Below are 14979 nucleotides of genomic sequence, written 5' to 3' on the forward strand. Positions count from 1 at the left end.
GGCGCCTATGAAATTCTCCAACGTCTCTGTTTTCCTGTTCAAGGCCACCGTGGCCGGGCTGGCCGCGGCCTTTGTGATCCTGCTGTTGCGCCCCGAACTGCTCGGTCAACAGCGACCGGTGGTGGAGCTGAAACAGACCCCGGTCACCAGCACCGCCCCGGGGTCCGGCCCGGTATCCTACGCGCAGGCGGTGGAGGCGGCCGCCCCCGCCGTGGTCAACGTGTACACCACCAAGATCGTCACCGAGCAGGCCAACCCGCTGATGCAGGATCCCCTGTTTCGCTATTTTTTCGGTGACCGCTTTGCCCCACGGCAGCGGCTGGAGCGCAGCCTCGGTTCCGGGGTGATCGTCAGCGAGCAGGGTTACATCATTACCAACAATCACGTTATCGCTGGTGCCGCCGGCATCGAGGTGCTGCTGCGTGACGGGCGCAGCGCCGAGGCCAGGCTGGTCGGCACCGACCCGGAAACCGATGTCGCCGTGCTGAAGATCGAGCTCGACACTGTGCCCACCATCACCTTCAATCTCGCCGGCGGTACGCGGGTGGGGGATGTGGTGCTGGCCATCGGCAATCCGTTTGGCGTGGGACAGACGGTCACCATGGGCATTATCAGCGCCACCGGCCGCAACCAGGTGGGCATCAGCACCTATGAAAATTTCATCCAGACCGATGCCGCCATCAATCCGGGCAATTCCGGCGGCGCGTTGATCGATGCCTATGGCAATCTGGTGGGCATCAACACCGCCATCTTCAGCAAGTCCGGTGGCTCACAGGGCATCGGCTTCGCCATTCCCATGAGCATCGCCCGCGACGTCATGCAGCAGCTGATCGAGACCGGGCGCGTCTCCCGCGGCTGGCTGGGGGTGGAAACCCAGGACATCACGCCGCAGCTGGCGGAGTCGTTCAACCTGCAAAACATCACCGGCATTATCGTCGCCGGCATCCAGCGCAACGGCCCGGCGGCCCGGGCCGGCCTGCGCCCCGGCGACATCATTCTGTCCGTCAACGGGGCGCCGAGCACCGACAGCAAGACGGTGATGAACCAGATCGCCCAGGTCGCCCCCGGCGGCAAACTGAAGATGACCATCTTGCGCGCCGGACGCGAACTGGAAGTAGAGGCCGTGGTCGGCGAGCGGCCCGCGCCGGAGAGCACCCAAAGCAACCGAGGCTGAGGCGCGCCATTATTAGGGCAGTTAATCGGCGCAGGCGATCAAGGCCGAACTGCCACCAGCACGTCTACCTGCGAGGGATAATCAAAGGCCGCCTGTTCCAGCTGCTGATGACCGGCGTTCAGCGCCTGTTTCACGCGGGCCTTTAACATCCCGTCGTTGCTACGCTCGGCCACCTGCAGGGAGACCTTCAGCAGGGTGCTGGAGGGTGAAGGCAGTGGGCCCTCGGCCAGCATCGGCACCCCAAAGCCGCTGGGCAGCAGGGTCTGGTCCGTGCGCAGCCAGCCGCTGGGCGCATGAAAACGGCGCCAGGCATCCTCCACCCAGCGCGCCGCTAACTGAAAGTCGTTGTCACTGTTGGTCAGTTCCGCCCAGGCCAGCAGACCCTGCGCGGCGAAGGCGTAGTCTTCCAGGCCGGACTGCCCCAGCTCGCCCGCCCTGCCCCTGGCCCGCAACAGCCGCGTGCCGTCCCATAACACCGTCACCAGATAATCACGCACACCCTGCGCCGCCTTTCGATAGACCTCACCACCCGGCAGTTTTGCCCCTTCGACCAGGGCGGAGAGCGCCAGACCGTTCCAGGCGGCCAGCAACTTGTCGTCCACCGGCAGGCGTCGCCCGGCGCGCAACTTCAGCAGCTTGGCACGCGCCGACTGATAATGCTGGCGCGCCCGCGAGCTATCTATTCCCAGTTTTTCCGCCGCCTCGGCCAGTGGCAGCTGCACCCGCGGCAGATGCCCGACATCAAACGACGACACCCCTTCCAGCCCCCAGTGCAGCGCCAGCAGGCGATATTCGTCGGGCGACAAAATACGTTGCAAGGTTTTCGTTTCCCACAGGTAATACCCGCCTTCCACGCCGGCCGCGTCCACCGCCGAGAAACTGGCGACCAGCGCGCCCTGCGGGCTGCGCATTTCGCGGCGCATAAAATCCAGGGTGTCGCGGGCGATGGCCTCGTATTCCGCATGCTGAAACACCTGCGCCGCCCGCAGGTACAGCGCGGACAACAGGGCGTTGTCGTAGAGCATTTTTTCAAAGTGCGGGGTGTGCCAGCCGGGGTCGGTGGTGTAACGGTAAAAGCCACCTCCCAGATGGTCACGCAGCCCCTGGCTGGCCATGCGATCGAGGCTCAGCATCAGGAAGACCTTCAATGCCGGCAGTGGCTGCCGCTGGTAGGCGCTCAGCAGGCTGTCCAGCTGCGGCACCATGGGAAATTTGGTCTGCTCGCCAAAGCCCCCGTCCATCTCATCTCCCAGCTGCAGCGCCTGTTGCAGCATGATGGTCTGATAGCGTTTTCCATCACCGGCTACTAATGCCGGATCGGGCTCCGTCGGCGCCCCCTGCAACATTTGTGCGGCCGCCGCCGCGGCCTGGGCGAGCTCGCCCGGGGCCTGCTGCCACTGTTGCTGGAGCTCGGTGAGCAGGGCGATGAAGCGGTCTTTCGGGGCATAGGTCAGGCCCACCAGCGGATGCCCGTCCGGGGTGAGAAACACATTCAGCGGCCAGCCGGAGGCGCCGCGGGTGCGCTGCACAAAATCGATGAGATAGGCATCCAGCGCGGGGTTCAGCTCGCGATCCACCTTCACGGAAACAAAGTGCTGATTCAGGATCTTCGCCACCTGCGGGTCCTGATAACTCTCGCGCTGCATCACATGGCACCAGTGGCAGGCAAAATAGCCGATAGACACGAACAACAGCTTGTTGTCCCTTTTGGCCTGTGCCAGCACCTCGGCGGACCAGTCCTGCCAGGCGACGGGGTCTTGGCCGTGCATCGCCAGGTAGGGCGAATCGTGGCCGCTGAGCGGGTTGGCCGACACCGCCACCGTTGCCACGCACAGCACGCCGATCACTAACCACCGCTGTATTCTGGACATCTCACCCTCCTCCATTCCTGCTTTGAGCACAGGATACGGTATTTGTTACACCCACGGCGGCCCTGTGGCGGAACTCGGCGGCGGCCCAGGCATCCAAGGGTGTCATAACCCTGCGAACCGACCGTATTTCTCTGCCGCCGGGGGTGCTAAAATCGGTGCAACACCGACGCGGGTCGGCCTGCAAACCCGTTACACTATTTGCCACACATTCCGCCACACAACCCAACAGATGGAGCATGCCCATGAGCGCCTTACCCGAATTCAAGACCACCGTCACCGACGAGATCAAGGTGATGCCTGCCGCCCGCGCCAAACTGGTGGAACTGTTGAGCTCCGAAGAGGAGATCAACGGCGTGCGTATCTTTGTCTCCGGCGGCGGCTGCAGCGGCATGACCTATGGCATGACCTTCGCCGAGGCCCCCAACGAATTTGACAGCATCCTTGAGCAGGATGGACTCACTCTGTATGTCGATGCGGTGGCGCTGAGCTTCCTGTCCGGCGTGGAAATCGACTTTGTCGAACAGGGCATGGGCGCCAGCTTCGTGTTCAAGAATGCCTTTTCCGCCACCGGCGGTTCCGGCTCCTGTGGTGGCTGCGGCTCCTCCGGTGGCGGTTGCGCCTAATTCGCCTTCACCCAAAAAATCAAACCTCTCTATCTCCGTCATCCCGGCGCAAGCCGGGATCCGGGAATGACACGCAGAGGTGGCGTGAATAGCCACCGCTGGCTGGATTAGCTTTAAGTGCCTTCCTCCGATTTAAATCACCAACGCCCGCGACTTTTATTACTCGCCCCGCACAGCAGTTACCGCATTGCCCCCTACCTCAGCGCCGCCCAATCCCTCGGTGTCGATGTACTCGTCGCCTCCACCAGCGAGCACTCCCTGGTCAGCGCCGTCGCCGAGGGCCTGCGCATCGATCTCCAGCAACCCGAGCTGGCGCTTACGGCCATCCTCCGTGCCGCGCGAGATGCACCCTTTTCCGGCATCATCGCTACCGACGACAATGTCGTCACACTCGCCGCCCAGGTCGCCCAGCGGCTCCGCCTGCCGCACAATTCCCCGCAGGCCATGCAGCTCACCCAGCGCAAGGATCTGGCCCGCGCCCGGCTGGCCGCACACGGCGTGCCGGTGCCGGGATTTGTGCGCATCGACCTGCAGGGCGACATCGCGCAGCAGGCCGGCACGCTGCGCTATCCCTGCGTCATCAAACCCCTCGGCCTGTCCGGCAGTCGCGGGGTGATCCGGGCCGACACTATCGAACAGGCGGTCACCGCCATTCAGCGGATTGCCGCTATCGTCGCCGGGCTCAGCGATGAACAGCAGGCTCGCTACCTGCTGGCAGAGGACTACCTGCCCGGCATCGAGGTCGCGCTGGAGGGCATGCTGCATAACGGTAAATTGCAGGTGCTGGCGCTGTTCGACAAGCCCGACCCGCTGCAGGGCCCCTACTTCGAGGAGACCTATTACATCACCCCCTCCCGGCTGGCCGAGCCGCAACAGGCGCTCGTTCGCCAGCGCGTCAGCCAGGCCTGTGCCGCCTATGGCCTGCGACACGGCCCGATACACGCCGAGCTGCGTCTGAACACGCACCACCATCAGCCTGAGGCCTGGATCCTGGAGGTCGCCGCCCGCACCATCGGCGGCCAATGCGCGCAACTGTTAAAGCAGGGCACTGGCTACGGGCTGGAGGCGCTGGTGATCGCCCACGCCATCGGCCGATCACTGCCCCCGCAGCACGCCACCTCCGCGGCCGGCGTATTGATGATCCCCATCCCCAGGGCCGGTATCCTGCGTCGCGTCGAGGGCCTGTCCGCCGCCCGTCGCGTCGAACACATTCTGGACATCGAGATTTTCGTGCGCGAGGGTTATGAGCTGGTGCCGCTGCCCGAGGGCGCCGCCTATCTGGGTTTTATCTTTGCCCAGGCCCCCACCGCCGCTGCGGCAGAGGCCGCCCTGCGCGAGGCCCATGCCCAGCTGAATTTTGTCACCGCACCCCTGTGGCGAATACAATAGAAAATCGGCCGTCACCGACAATTTATGTAATGATATCCAGCTAACATTAACTAGACTTCCAACATGCCGCCAACCATCAACAGTGACATATAATGAAAATATGGGTCGATGCCGATGCCTGCCCCGTGGTCATCCGGGACATCTTGTTCAAGGCCGCGCAACGCACCGGCGTGCTGACCACCCTGGTCGCCAACCAGTCGGTGCGCATCCCAGCCTCCGCGCACATCAGGATGCTGCAGGTGTCGTCCGGCTTTGATGTCGCCGATAATGAAATCGTCAAACAGGTCAGTGTGGGCGATCTGGTGATCACCGGCGACATCCCGCTGGCGGCCGAGGTGATCGAAAAGGGGGGCCTGGCGCTCAACCCCCGCGGCGAGCTGTATACGGCCAGCGACATCCGGGCCAAGCTCAACATGCGCGACTTCATGGATACCATGCGCGCCAGCGGTGCGCATACCGGAGGCCAGGCGCCCTTGAGCCAGACCGACCGGCAGGCCTTTGCCAACCATCTGGATCGACTGCTGGCGAAACACCGCAAGGGCGTTTAGGCGGCGCCAAAAAAAGGCCGGACTCCGCTGAACGGAGGCCGGCCTGTTGCGCTGTTATCGCGCTGTGATTGTGCTGTCAGAGAAACGCTATGAACTCGCCGTTTCCTTTCTCAGTACCTTTTTTCCGGCCGGCTTCTTGGGCTTGCCCTTGTCCTTGTCCTTGGTCTTGAACTGGACCTTGACCTTGCTGCGCTTCTCGTCCCGGCTGTCGGCGACCTCGGGCTTGTTCACCTCTCCCAGGCGGCTGATCTTCAGTGCCTGCCCGGCGACCCTGACCTTTTTCAGATCATTGAATACGTCCTTGGGCATCCCCTGCGGCAGGTCCACCAGACTGTAGTCATCAAAGATCTTGATATGGCCGATATGCTGTCCGTCCAGGCCCGCCTCATTGGCGATGGCGCCGACGATATTGCCCGGCTGTACCTCATGCACATGGCCCACCTCAATGCGGTAGCGTTCCAGGCCTTCCGCCGGCGGCATCTCTTTCCGGGGGGGGCGATCCTGCTCTTTGCGAGGGCGTATCTTGGCGTCCCGGCTGCCGCCCTTGTCGCCATCGATGCGCTTGTCGGTGCGCTTGTCGCCACGTCTGGGCGCAGCAGGCCGATCATCACGGTCCCAGCTGTCCCGGCTCTGTGGTTGCGGCTTGTTCTGCAACAGGAAGGGGGATTCGCCCTGTAACAGCTGCGCAAGCGCGGCGGCAATCTCCAGCGCCGGCACGTTGTGCTCCTGCTGATACTCCTCGATCATCTGATAAAAGGTGCCCAGCTGTTCGGTGGCCAGCACGTCGGTGATGCGCTGCTTGAATTTACCGATGCGCTTGTCATTGATAATTTCCGTGGAGGGCAGCTCCATCCGTTCAATCTTTTTATTGGTCGCCTGCTCGATGGAATGCAGCAGGCGTTTTTCACGCGGCGCCACAAACAAAATCGCGTCGCCGCTGCGACCCGCGCGACCGGTACGACCGATGCGATGGATATAGGCCTCGGTGTCATAGGGGATATCGTAATTGATGACGTGACTGATGCGGTCCACATCCAGTCCGCGGGCGGCAACATCCGTCGCCACCAGGATATCCAGCTTTTTGTTCTTCAGGTTATTGATGGTGCGTTCCCGCAGGTTTTGCTGGATATCACCATTGATGGCGGCCGCCGCGTAACCGCGCGCCGACAGCTTGTCCGCCAGTTCCACCGTGGCGGTCTTGGTGCGCACAAAAACAATCATCCCATCAAACGGTTCGGCCTCCAGAATGCGGGTCAGGGCATCCAGCTTGTGCATGCCGCTGACCGGCCAGAAGCGCTGGCGGATGGTCTCCGCGGTGCCCGTTTTCACCTTGATGGTGACCTGTGCGGGATCGTTCAGGTATTTGGTCGCGATGCGGCGAATCTGCTGCGGCATGGTGGCCGAGAACAGGGCGATCTGCCGTTTGACCGGGATCTGCTCCAAGATCCATTCCACGTCATCGATAAAACCCATGCGCAGCATTTCGTCCGCCTCGTCCAGCACTAGCGCACTCAAGCCATCCAGCTTCAGGGTGCCACGGCGCATGTGATCCATCACCCGCCCCGGCGTGCCCACCACCACATGCACGCCACGCTCCAGGGAACGGATCTGTGCGCGATAGTCCTGACCGCCATAGATCGGCAACACATTAAAACCTTTCATATGCCGGGCGTATTTCTGGAAGGCCTCTGCTACCTGGATGGCCAGCTCGCGGGTGGGGGCCAGCACCAGCACCTGCGGGTCTCGCTGTTTCAGATCGAGATTGGAGATCAGCGGCAGGGCAAAGGCCGCGGTCTTGCCCGTGCCGGTCTGGGCCTGGCCGATGATGTCTCTGCCTTCGAGCAAGAGAGGAATGGTCTGTGCCTGAATCGGCGAGGGGGTTTCGTAACCCACTTCGTCCAGGGCCTTTAACAGGGGTTTCGCCAGGGCCAACTGATCGAATGTCGTTACCGTATCGGTCGTCATATGTACTGTACCTATTTGTGTGATATGTGGAATGCGCGGAGAAAGCAGATGCTTTTTCAAGAGCTTGCGGGGAGATCCCGTCACCCTTGCACGCTGAATATCTAGGTCAGAGCTCGAAGGGGCGCGTAGTGTAACGGTTTGACGGCCAACTTGCATTCTTTTTGTACAATATTTGGCCATGGCCGGCGTTGGGCTATGCTTACTGACCCACAGGCTCTCACCCCTGCTGACGACCCGAACCCGCGCCTATGCCGATGACCACGATCCGTATTCAGCACGCCGACATCACCACGCTGGCGGTAGATGCCATTGTGAATGCCGCCAATCGTTCGCTGCTGGGGGGCGGGGGAGTGGATGGCGCAATCCATCGCGCCGCGGGCGCTGAACTGCTGCAAGAGTGCCGCACCCTGGGCGGCTGTGAGACCGGTGACGCCAAGATCACCCGGGGCTATCGGCTGCCGGCCAGATATGTGATCCACACCGTTGGCCCTGTATGGCATGGCGGTAATCAACAGGAAGCCCAAAAGCTCGCATCCTGCTACCGGCGCTGCCTGGAGATTGCCGGCGAGCACCAGCTGCGCAGCATCGCCTTTCCCGCCATCAGTTGTGGCGCCTACGGCTTTCCCATCGAGCAGGCCTGTGAGATTGCGATGAACGAGGTCATCACGCAGTGTGTGGACAGGGGTATCGAGAAGGTGATCTTTGCCTGCACCAACCGCAGGGTCGAGGACGGACTGCGAAAGGCATTTGTATATCTAACCAGTAGTGGCGACTTCCACTCAGTCACCCTGGCGGGCGACCCGACTCAAGCGTAACGCATCGACGAAAACTGACCGGTCAGGAATCTGCCACTGCTGCCCGCCGCTGACGTCCACCCTGGGTGCAGGCGCTACGGCGGGTGAAGGCGGACTATTTCCTGGCGCCGGGCGGCTGGAAGCCTTCGGGCAGATTTCCCAGCTCGCCTTCCTTGAAAAAGAATCCCCGCATGTGATCCTCGATCACCGCAATGCTCGCGGGATCGGCGGTCGACAGGCCGTTTTCATTGATGATCGTGGTGAGACGCTCCAGCCACTGCTGCCAGCCGGCCTTGGAGACATGTTCATAAATACGCTGACCCAGCTCGCCGGGATGCGGCACGGCATCCAGCCCCTCGCCCTGCTGATGGGTCACTACACACTGCACCATTCTTGCCATCACACGCTTCCTCAGTCTTGGTCATGCCGGGCGCCGATTATACCCGAGCCCCTGGCCCGGCCGTCACCCTCAAAAGTAATATAGCTCTCTATCTCTGCTAATCTTCTCTGCGCGGCTTGGTCGACTGGTCATCCGGCCCGCCCTCGGTGCCCCGCTCCTCGTCTGCGGCCCGTCCCTCGGCCGCCTCTTCGGCCTCGAGCCTGTCCAGCTCGGCGTCCATCTCTGCATCGCTGAGCGGCTCGTATTCACCATGGCCGGAGTCATTCGCATCATCTGCCTCGTCGGTATCCGGCGCATCGTCCGCCGCGGCGTGTTCGGCGGACGCTGCGAAGGTCGGTTCGACGCGGCCGCTGCCCGCCGCACCGGCTGCCGCAGCGGCGGTGGTCGTTTTTGCCGCCCTGCCGCCGCCTATCTCATGTTCATCCTCGTCCGCGTCGGCCTCTTTCGGCCGGGCATAAAAACGTGAAAACAACAGGCCCAGCTCAAACAGGATCCACATGGGGATGGCCAGCAGGGTCTGCGAGATCACATCCGGTGGCGTCAGCAGCATACCAATCACGAAGGCGCCGACAATCACGTAGGGACGTTTGGCCGCCAGCTTCTCGGCCGAGGTGATGCCACTCCAGACCAGCAGGATCGTGGCGATGGGCACCTCGAAGGCCAGCCCAAAGGCGAAAAACATCTTGATCGCGAAGTCGAGGTAGTAGGTGATGTCCGGCATCACCGCGACGCCCTCCGGCGCCACCCCGGTCAGAAAACCAAACACCAGCGGAAAGACCACGTAATAGGCAAAGGCCATGCCCGTATAGAACAGAATCGTGCTGGAAAACAGCAGCGGAAAGACCAGCCGTTTTTCGTGTTGATACAGGCCCGGCGCCATGAAGCCCCAGGCCTGATAGAGGATAAAGGGCACCGCGATAAACACCGACAGCACCAGCGCCAGTTTAAAGGGGGTCAGAAAGGGCGACACCACCTGGGTGGCGATCATGCTGGTGCCTTCCACCATATGCCGTAGTAGCGGATCGGCCAGATAGGTATAGAGGTCGTTGGCAAAGGCAAACAGGCCGAGAAAAATCAACACCACGACCAGCACCACGCGCAGCAGCCGATCGCGCAGCTCCAGCAGATGTTGTACCAAAGGTTGTTCCGGAGAAGGCGGGAATTGCTGGGGGTCAGTCATGCTTGTCTTTGGGGGTATGGTTCATCGCATCGCCGCGGGACTCGCTCTGCGCCGCACGGTTTTCATCGGCCGTCGGGGCATCATTGATGGCCTTCACCAGGTACTCGGGCGGACGGTCCGAGGCATTATCGTCGAGTGATTGTTGCTGTGCCGTCTTCCTGCTAGCAGGGTTGGCCCGCGGTACCGGCCGGCGTTCATCGGCTTCCACCGGCGTCTGCTCCAGAATCTCATGCACGGACTGGATCCTGGTCTGCTCTTCCAGCAGGCGTTTGAGCTCATCGGTCTTGCTGACTTCGGCATTGATGTCGGCCTGCACCGAGCTCACGAAACGGCGCGCACTACCCAGCCATTTGCCCACTGACCGGGCAACGCCGGGCAGGCGCTCGGGGCCGATCACCACCAGGGCGACCACGCCGATCAACGCCATTTCCATGAAGCCTATATCAAACATAAGTCAAACATACTTCAGCAATCACACCGACACCCGGGATGACGACACACCCTCGGCCTGTAGCAACAAGAACCGTTCAGGCCTTGTCCTTTTCCTTTTCCTTGGAGGTGACCTCACCCTCGATCACATCCTCCGCTGACTTGTTCAGCTGCGAGGGCTCGTCGGGTTTCTGTTCCTCTTCCTTCATCGCCGATTTAAAACCCTTGATGGCCGAGCCCAGATCACCGCCGACGTTGCGCAGGCGTTTGGCGCCAAACAACAGCAACACGATGATCAACACAATCACTAACTGCCAGATACTGATACCCATTTTTACTCTCCGTTTAAGTCAGTGGATGTCATCGTTTTGAGCTTCACCAACAACATTCACCAAAAATAAATTGATCTCAACCAAATCCCGGCAATCGACCGCCGCCCAGAAGATGAATATGCAAATGAAAAATCTCCTGCCCGCCACCGCGACCGGTATTGATAATGGTCCGAAATCCCGTCGTCAGGCCCTGCTCCTCCGCCAGCTTTGGCAACAGGCGCAGCATGTGCGCCAGCAATGCATCATGTGAGGCGTCCATTTCTTTCAGGCTCTCGATGTGCTCGCGCGGCACGACCAGCAAATGCACGGCGGCCTTCGGATACAGATCACGAAACACGATCACCTGATCGTCTGCATACACCGTGTCGGAGGGAATCTCCCCCGCGGCGATCTTGCAAAACAGGCAATCACTCATTTTGTCTCACCCCTGCTCGCCTTTTCGTCCAGCCCGGACAGACCAAAACGGCGCGCCAACTCATCCAGCACCTGTTGCGGATGGAGGCCCTGCTGCGCCAGCAACACCAGGGTATGAAACCACAGATCCGCTGTCTCATACACAATCTTGTCGGCGTCGCCATCCTTGGCCGCCATTACCGTTTCCGTGGCCTCTTCACCGATCTTTTTGAGGATCGCATCCAGCCCCTTGGCGTAGAGGCCGGCGACATAGGAGCTGTCCGGCGATGCGCCCTTGCGCGCCTCCAACACATCCGCTAATTGTTGCAACACGTCACTCATGGATACACCTCAAAATCGCATCCAAACGTAGGGTGGGCATCGCCCACCAACTGTACTCTGACCAAGCCTGCACAGGTGGGCGATGCCCACCCTACAACTAGATGCCCACCCTACAACTAATTGTTGCAGTACGTTTTGATTCGAAAGCTCATTCATAACCTTACTTTTGATAAAGAGACGCCGGGTCTTTGATCACTGCGTCCGTTTCCACCCACCGGCCCTCCTGATACTGCCGATAAAAACAGCGCTCACGGCCGGTGTGGCAGGCAATGCCGCCCACCTGTTCGACCGACAATAACAGCACATCGGCGTCACAATCGAGCCGCAGGTCTTTCAGTTTCTGCACGTGGCCGGACTCTTCACCCTTGCGCCACAGCCTCTGTCGCGAGCGCGACCAGTAGATGGCACGCCCTTCGTTGACGCTGAGTTGCAGCGCCTCGCGATTCATCCACGCCATCATCAGCACCTTGCCGCTCTGGGCATCCTGCGCAATGGCGGGCACCAGGCCGTCGGCATCCCACTGGATCTCGTTCAACCAGTCGCTGGTCTGCGCCGCGTTCACAGCCGCACCTCCACACCCTGCGCGGCCATCGCGCGTTTTGCCTCTTCAATGGTGTGCTCGCCAAAATGAAAAATGCTTGCCGCCAGCACCGCATCGGCATGGCCCTCGGTAACGCCCTCGGTGAGATGCCTCAATTCACCCACACCCCCCGAGGCGATCACCGGCACGGTCACGGCGTCGCTCACGGCGCGCGTCAGTTCCAGATCAAAACCGCGCTTGGTGCCATCGCGATCCATGCTGGTCAGGAGGATCTCGCCCGCGCCGAAGGCCACCATCTTTTTCGCCCATTCAACGGCGTCGATACCGGTGGCCTTGCGGCCCCCGTGGGTGAAAATCTCCCAGCGCCTGGGCTCGCCTGCTGCACTCACACACTTGGCATCAATCGCTACCACGATACACTGCGAGCCAAACTTGTTGGCCGCCTCGCGCACAAACTCCGGATTAAACACGGCGGCGGTATTGATGCCGACCTTGTCCGCGCCGGCGTTCAGCATGCGGCGGATATCTTCCACCGTGCGGATACCGCCACCCACCGTCAGCGGGATAAACACCTGCCCGGCCACCTCCTCCACCACGTGCACCATGGTTTCACGATTGTCCGAACTGGCGGTGATGTCCAGAAAGGTGATCTCGTCCGCGCCCTCCAGATCATAGCGTTTGGCGATCTCTACCGGATCACCGGCATCGCGGATGTCCACGAACTGCACGCCCTTGACGACGCGGCCGTTGTCCACGTCGAGGCAGGGAATAATGCGTTTTGCTAAGCCCATATTTAATTCAGATCAAAGATGCCAGGGCAAAGATAAAAGGAGATCGACCAACGGACGACCAATAACCCCTTTACTCTTTACTCTTTGCTCTTTCATCTGCCTTTCTCCAATTCATCCGCCAGCTTCTGGGCCTCGACAAAATCCAGTGTGCCTTCATAGATGGCACGGCCGGTGATGGCGCCCATGATGCCCTCATCGGCCACCGCACTGAGGGCGCGAATATCATCCAGATTGGTGATGCCGCCCGAGGCGATCACCGGAATATTGATCGCCTGCGCCAGCCTCACCGTGGCCTCCACGTTGACGCCGTTCATCATGCCGTCACGCGAGATATCCGTGTACACAATCGCCTCGACACCATCATTTTCAAAATGCCTGGCCATGTCGATCACGTCGTGATGCGACAGCTTGGACCAGCCATCAATCGCCACCTTGCCGTCTTTGGCGTCCAGGCCGACGATGATGTGGCCGGGAAAACTCAGGCAGATGTCCGACACAAAATGCGGCACCTTGACCGCCTTGGTGCCGATGATCACGTACTGTACGCCGGCGTCCAGGTAGGTCTGGATGGTTTCTTCATCACGAATGCCGCCACCGATCTGCACCGGCACATCGGGAAAGGCCTCGACGATCTGGTGGACGATATCCGCATTCATCGGCTTGCCTTCGAAGGCGCCATTCAGGTCCACCAGATGCAGGCGTCGTGCGCCGGCCTCCACCCAGCGACGCGCCATGGCGACCGGGTCGTCAGAAAATACCGTATCGTCTTCCATGCGTCCCTGTTTCAGGCGTACACATTTGCCGTCTTTCAAATCGATAGCGGGAATCAAAAGCATCAACTAATCCTCGTTAGAGCCTGCAACGTCACTCACTGAATAAATTCTCTACCACAGCACACCGTACCTTCAGAGCCGGCCATCCCAGTTCACAAAATTGGCGTATAACTGCAGACCGGCCTGGGCGCTCTTTTCCGGATGAAACTGCACCGCGAAAATATTGTCCCGGGCAATCGCCGCCACAAACGGAAAGCCGTACACCGTGGTGCCGGCGATCGGCTCCGGGCTGGCCGGCTGCACATAATAACTGTGCACAAAATAAAACCGCGTGTCCGGCAGGATGTCTTTCCACATCGGGTGCGGCATGGTGTGGTCCACTTGATTCCAGCCCATGTGCGGCACCTTCAGGTGTGCGCCGCTGAGCGGATCGTGCAGGGCGGTACCAAAGGCCTCGACGCTACCGGGGAAGATGCCCAGGCAATCGACGCCGTCATTTTCCGCGCTGCGGTCCATCATCGCCTGCATGCCCACGCACACCCCCAGCAGCGGGCGGCCGCTCTCGGCCACCTGTTTGACGACCGCATCCAGGCCCAGACGCCTGAGTTCACCCATGCAGTCGCGCATCGCGCCGACGCCCGGCAACACCACGCGGTCGGCGGCCAGGATTTGTTCGGCATCGGCGGTCACCAGCACGCGGTGATCACCCGGCACATGCTCCAGCGCCTTGGCCACCGAATGCAGGTTACCCATTCCATAGTCGATCACGGCAACGGTATTCATCTTTTTCGCCGTCAATGCCTACAGCTTGCCTTTGGTGGAGGGCAGAATATCGCCCATGCGCGAATCGATCTCCAGCGCCATGCGCAACGCACGGCCAAAGGCCTTGAAAATGGTCTCGGCGATGTGGTGTGAATTCTTGCCGCGCAGGTTATCGACGTGCAGCGAGACCATGGCGTGATTGACGAAGCCCTGGAAAAATTCCACCAGCAGGTCCACATCAAAGTCGCCCACGCGCGCGCGCGGATAGTCGGCGTGGTGTTCCAGACCGGGCCGGCCGGAGAAGTCCACCACCACCCGTGACAGGGCCTCGTCCAGCGGCACATAGGCGTGGCCGTAACGCCGGATGCCGCGCTTGTCGCCCACCGCCTCGGCAAAGGCCTGGCCCAGGGTGATGCCCACATCTTCCACCGTGTGGTGGGCATCAATCTGCAGGTCGCCCTTGGCCTGGATATTCAGATCGATCATGCCGTGACGGGCCACCTGATCCAGCATGTGGTCGAGGAAGGGCACGCCGGTGTCCACCTCGCAGCTGCCGCTGCCGTCCAGATTGATGGAGACCTGAATCTGGGTTTCCAGCGTATCGCGTTTTATCGTGGCCTTACGGGCAGCCATGTTGCTCTCCAGTCTGTGTCATCATCGCCCGGTCGGCGA

At 61.1% G+C, this 14979-nt stretch carries 18 protein-coding genes; 5 read left to right on the forward strand and 13 right to left on the reverse strand.

Annotation, left to right across the window (positions count from 1 at the left end; translation table 11 throughout):
* Nucleotides 1-7 precede the first annotated feature (7 nt).
* Nucleotides 8-1174 (forward strand): trypsin-like peptidase domain-containing protein, encoded by a 1167-nt coding sequence (locus tag RRB22_02865; protein ID MDT8383334.1) that lies wholly within the window; start codon nucleotides 8-10, stop codon nucleotides 1172-1174.
* A gap of 38 nt (nucleotides 1175-1212) precedes the next feature.
* Here RRB22_02865 and RRB22_02870 read toward each other — a convergent pair whose 3' ends face one another.
* Nucleotides 1213-3045 (reverse strand): DUF255 domain-containing protein, encoded by a 1833-nt coding sequence (locus RRB22_02870; GenBank protein MDT8383335.1) that lies wholly within the window; start codon nucleotides 3043-3045, stop codon nucleotides 1213-1215.
* 242 nt (nucleotides 3046-3287) lie between these two features.
* On the opposite strand from RRB22_02870, the gene RRB22_02875 reads away from it, so the two are divergent.
* From RRB22_02875 to RRB22_02885, 3 genes are all read left to right on the forward strand, one after another.
* Nucleotides 3288-3668 (forward strand): iron-sulfur cluster assembly accessory protein, encoded by a 381-nt coding sequence (locus RRB22_02875; GenBank protein ID MDT8383336.1) that lies wholly within the window; start codon nucleotides 3288-3290, stop codon nucleotides 3666-3668.
* 117 nt (nucleotides 3669-3785) lie between these two features.
* The gene (locus RRB22_02880; protein MDT8383337.1) at nucleotides 3786-5057 is read left to right on the forward strand and encodes an ATP-grasp domain-containing protein; all 1272 of its coding nucleotides are present in this window, start codon (nucleotides 3786-3788) and stop codon (nucleotides 5055-5057) included.
* A 92-nt stretch (nucleotides 5058-5149) separates the two neighbouring features.
* Nucleotides 5150-5605 (forward strand): YaiI/YqxD family protein, encoded by a 456-nt coding sequence (locus tag RRB22_02885; GenBank protein MDT8383338.1) that lies wholly within the window; start codon nucleotides 5150-5152, stop codon nucleotides 5603-5605.
* An 87-nt stretch (nucleotides 5606-5692) separates the two neighbouring features.
* On the opposite strand, the gene RRB22_02890 is transcribed toward RRB22_02885, so the two are convergent.
* Nucleotides 5693-7570: a DEAD/DEAH box helicase gene (locus RRB22_02890; GenBank protein ID MDT8383339.1), complete on the reverse strand. Its 1878-nt coding sequence runs from the start codon at nucleotides 7568-7570 to the stop codon at nucleotides 5693-5695.
* Between the two features lie 248 nt (nucleotides 7571-7818).
* Here RRB22_02890 and RRB22_02895 point away from each other — a divergent pair, with 248 nt between their 5' ends.
* Complete coding sequence (locus tag RRB22_02895) at nucleotides 7819-8385, forward strand: O-acetyl-ADP-ribose deacetylase (GenBank protein ID MDT8383340.1); 567 nt, start codon at nucleotides 7819-7821, stop codon at nucleotides 8383-8385.
* A gap of 94 nt (nucleotides 8386-8479) precedes the next feature.
* Here the strand turns inward: RRB22_02895 and RRB22_02900 are convergent, their stop codons facing one another.
* From RRB22_02900 to hisB, 11 genes are all read right to left on the reverse strand, one after another.
* Entirely contained in the window at nucleotides 8480-8764 is a 285-nt protein-coding gene (locus RRB22_02900; protein ID MDT8383341.1) for an oxidative damage protection protein, read from the reverse strand.
* Between the two features lie 97 nt (nucleotides 8765-8861).
* Entirely contained in the window at nucleotides 8862-9902 is a 1041-nt protein-coding gene (gene tatC / locus RRB22_02905; protein MDT8383342.1) for a twin-arginine translocase subunit TatC, read from the reverse strand.
* A 34-nt stretch (nucleotides 9903-9936) separates the two neighbouring features.
* Nucleotides 9937-10395, reverse strand: coding sequence for a Sec-independent protein translocase protein TatB (tatB, locus tag RRB22_02910; protein ID MDT8383343.1), 459 nt, complete (start codon nucleotides 10393-10395; stop codon nucleotides 9937-9939).
* 76 nt (nucleotides 10396-10471) lie between these two features.
* Nucleotides 10472-10705, reverse strand: a complete 234-nt coding sequence (gene tatA / locus RRB22_02915; protein ID MDT8383344.1) for a Sec-independent protein translocase subunit TatA — start codon at nucleotides 10703-10705, stop codon at nucleotides 10472-10474.
* 76 nt (nucleotides 10706-10781) lie between these two features.
* Complete coding sequence (locus RRB22_02920; GenBank protein MDT8383345.1) at nucleotides 10782-11120, reverse strand: histidine triad nucleotide-binding protein; 339 nt, start codon at nucleotides 11118-11120, stop codon at nucleotides 10782-10784.
* Nucleotides 11117-11440, reverse strand: a complete 324-nt coding sequence (locus RRB22_02925; GenBank protein MDT8383346.1) for a phosphoribosyl-ATP diphosphatase — start codon at nucleotides 11438-11440, stop codon at nucleotides 11117-11119. Before RRB22_02925 ends, RRB22_02920 begins: the two co-directional genes overlap by 4 nt.
* Before the next feature lie 160 nt (nucleotides 11441-11600).
* The gene (gene hisI / locus RRB22_02930) at nucleotides 11601-12002 is read right to left on the reverse strand and encodes a phosphoribosyl-AMP cyclohydrolase (protein MDT8383347.1); all 402 of its coding nucleotides are present in this window, start codon (nucleotides 12000-12002) and stop codon (nucleotides 11601-11603) included.
* Nucleotides 11999-12772, reverse strand: a complete 774-nt coding sequence (hisF, locus tag RRB22_02935; GenBank protein MDT8383348.1) for an imidazole glycerol phosphate synthase subunit HisF — start codon at nucleotides 12770-12772, stop codon at nucleotides 11999-12001. Before hisF ends, hisI begins: the two co-directional genes overlap by 4 nt.
* Before the next feature lie 92 nt (nucleotides 12773-12864).
* Complete coding sequence (gene hisA, locus RRB22_02940) at nucleotides 12865-13608, reverse strand: 1-(5-phosphoribosyl)-5-[(5-phosphoribosylamino)methylideneamino]imidazole-4-carboxamide isomerase (protein MDT8383349.1); 744 nt, start codon at nucleotides 13606-13608, stop codon at nucleotides 12865-12867.
* Between the two features lie 69 nt (nucleotides 13609-13677).
* Complete coding sequence (hisH, locus tag RRB22_02945) at nucleotides 13678-14328, reverse strand: imidazole glycerol phosphate synthase subunit HisH (protein MDT8383350.1); 651 nt, start codon at nucleotides 14326-14328, stop codon at nucleotides 13678-13680.
* An 18-nt stretch (nucleotides 14329-14346) separates the two neighbouring features.
* Nucleotides 14347-14940: an imidazoleglycerol-phosphate dehydratase HisB gene (gene hisB / locus RRB22_02950; protein MDT8383351.1), complete on the reverse strand. Its 594-nt coding sequence runs from the start codon at nucleotides 14938-14940 to the stop codon at nucleotides 14347-14349.
* Nucleotides 14941-14979 lie beyond the last annotated feature (39 nt).

Source organism: Gammaproteobacteria bacterium (assembly GCA_032250735.1).
In the GTDB taxonomy this organism is placed as follows: Bacteria; Pseudomonadota; Gammaproteobacteria; order SZUA-152; family SZUA-152; genus SZUA-152.